Source organism: Methylobacterium sp. WL116, assembly GCF_008039455.1.
Classification (GTDB): Bacteria; Pseudomonadota; Alphaproteobacteria; order Rhizobiales; family Beijerinckiaceae; genus Methylobacterium.
The window spans coordinates 1-2,609 of sequence record NZ_VRUV01000590.1 but is presented as its reverse complement, the minus strand read 5'-3'; the positions used below and the strand labels follow the sequence as shown (position 1 = coordinate 2,609).

Below are 2,609 nucleotides of genomic sequence, written 5' to 3'. Positions count from 1 at the left end.
GCCCCGGCCGCACCGTGCTCGACCTCGGCGCGGGCACCGGAAAGTTCACCCCGCGCCTCTCCGCCACCGGGGCGCGCGTCGTCGCCGTCGAGCCGGTGCCGGCGATGCTGGCACGGCTCGTTGCGCGAAATCCCGATGTCGCGGCGCATCCGGGGCATGCGGAGGCCATCCCCCTCGCGGACGGTTCGGTGGACGCGGTCGTCTGCGCGCAGTCCTTCCACTGGTTTTCCACCCCGGCGGCGCTCGCCGAGATCCGCCGCGTGCTCCGCCCCGGCGGCACGCTCGGGCTGGTCTGGAACGTGCGCGACGAATCCGTGCCCTGGGTCGCGGCGCTGACGCGGATCGTCGACGCCCACGAGGACGACACCCCGCGCTACCGCACGCAAAACTGGCGCGCGGTGTTCCCCGGCCCGGGCTTCGGCCCCCTGCACGAGCGGCGCCTGCCGCACCGGCACGTCGGACCGCCGGAGGACGTGATCGTCGGCCGTGCGCTCTCGGTCAGCTTCATCGCCGCCCTGCCCCCGAGCGAGCAGGCGGCCGTCGCCGCCGAGATACGGGGGCTGATCGCCGCCACGCCGGACCTCGCCAGGCACGACAGCGTGGCCTACCCCTACGAGACGGTGGCGTTCCACTGCACGGCATCGGGCTGACCGGTCGCGATTTGATGCCGGAACAGCCCAGGACGTTGTCACGAGCCAGGAAGGGGAGACCTCATCGCGGGAGGAATATCGAACTCCCGAGCGATGTCCGTGATCCCTGGATCACGGGAATGGCTCCATTTGAGAGATCGCGTTTTCTGCACGCGAACCGGAAGCAACCTCGCCCTGGAATGCTCCAGCTCTTTCCCCGAAGCGAACACGACGATTGCCACGATCGGCGCCGTCATCCTCTCGGATGAGCCGGCAGCGGATCGATCTGCAGAGGCGCGGGGCGAACGAGGCCGCACGCCCGATCGCCGATCGCGAGGGTCTTCATCTGATCGGCCTTGAAGCGTTCGGCGAACGCGTCGGGAATCGCGCACCACGCCCGATGCGTTTCGATCCAGGCGATCGCAATGGCGCCATTCCGCTGCAGATCACCGAACAGTGCGCAGGTCGCCTCAGGCGTCTTCGTGATCGCCGACTTCGAACCGGCATTCACCGCCGCCACGAACGCCCTGCGTTCCTCGAGCATCTCTTGAAGTTTGCCGCACCCGGCTGGCTGCGCGAGCGCTACGGTTCCATGCAGGGCGTTTCCCGCGAGAGCGGCCGCCAGTGGTCGAGAGATCGCGCTCAGCATGAGCTTGACCCTTCGCGTTGCCGCAGCGTCGGAGATGGCTACGGCGTGTGGTGCGCGTTGCGCGTTTCACGCGGATCGGCGCTTCCCGAAAGCGGCCATTCGTCGGCCGCCCGTCCCCTCACTGCCCCTTGGCCTTGATCGCCTCCGACCACGTCACCGCGCGCTTGGCCATGCCGACGTGCTGGCGCTCGTACATGCGGTTCTCGACCTTGATCGCCGCGCGCTTGGCGTTCTCGGGCCGGTCGAAGGCCTCGAGCACGAGACGGGCGCGGCGGACCTCCTCCTCGGTCGGGGCGAAGGAGGTGTTGGCGGGCTCCAGCTGGTTGGGGTGGATCAGCGTCTTGCCGTCGAAGCCGAGGTCGCGCGCCTGACGGCACTCGGCGCGGCAGCCCTCGACGTCGCCGATGTCGTTCCACACGCCGTCGAGGATCGTCAGCCCGGACGCGCGGGCCGCGGCGAGGGTGAACATCATCCACGGCAGCATCGGCACGCGGCCGGGCACGAGCTGGGCCCAGGTGTCCTTGGCCAGGTCGTTGGTGCCGAGCACGAAGCAAGTGAGCCGGGTGCGCCGGTCGCGGCTGGCGCGGGCGATGTCCTGGATGTTCAGGATCGCGGCCGGCGTCTCGATCATCGCCCAGACCGCGATGTCGTCCGGCGCGTCGAGGGCCTCGAGGTGGTCGGCGATGCTCTCGAGCACGGCCGGCGAGGACACCTTCGGCATCAGGATCGCGTCCGGCCGCGCCTCGATCGCCGCGCGCAGGTCCTTCTCTCCCCACGGCGTCTGGGGGGCGTTGACGCGGATGATCAGCTCGCGGTCGCCGTACGCACGGCTCTTGACCGCGGCGCAGACCTGATCGCGGGCGAGATCCTTCTCCTCCATCGAGACCGCGTCCTCGAGGTCGAGGATCAGGCAGTCGGCCGGCAGGGTCTTCGCCTTGTCGAGCGCACGCTGGTTCGAGCCCGGCATGTAGAGGACGCTGCGGCGGAGGCGGAGATCGGACATTCGGCTGGGACCCCGGATAAAATTGCGCGACCCTACCGCAACGCACTCGCCTGACCAGGGGCCGCGGCGCCGAAACCCGGAAATTCCGGCGCAATCGAAACCGCCGACGCCGTGTCGTTCGTGCAACGGCCAGGCCCCGCTTTGGTCACGTTCCGCGGCCAAGGGCTGGGGAAACGCCACCGATCGAAGGTCAAGACCATGCTGCGACACGCACTTTTAGGGCTGATGCTGACGGCGGGCCTCGCCCTGCCGGAGACGGCCTCGGCCGCCAGCAACACGGTGGTCGGCGTCGGCTCCGGCGCGGTCGCCGGCGCCCTGGTCGCCGGCC

At 69.8% G+C, this 2,609-nt stretch carries 3 protein-coding genes; 1 reads left to right on the top strand and 2 read right to left on the bottom strand.

Annotated elements, in window-relative coordinates; all coding sequences use genetic code 11:
• A partial coding sequence (locus FV223_RS24935; protein ID WP_147729475.1) for a class I SAM-dependent methyltransferase occupies window positions 1–650 on the top strand: 650 nt, incomplete at its 5' end.
• 232 nt (window positions 651–882) lie between these two features.
• Here FV223_RS24935 and FV223_RS24930 read toward each other — a convergent pair.
• Complete coding sequence (locus FV223_RS24930; RefSeq protein ID WP_147729474.1) at window positions 883–1,278, bottom strand: hypothetical protein; 396 nt, start codon at window positions 1,276–1,278, stop codon at window positions 883–885.
• A 118-nt stretch (window positions 1,279–1,396) separates the two neighbouring features.
• The gene (locus FV223_RS24925; protein WP_147729473.1) at window positions 1,397–2,281 is read right to left on the bottom strand and encodes a CoA ester lyase; all 885 of its coding nucleotides are present in this window, start codon (window positions 2,279–2,281) and stop codon (window positions 1,397–1,399) included.
• Window positions 2,282–2,609: the final 328 nt, after the last annotated feature.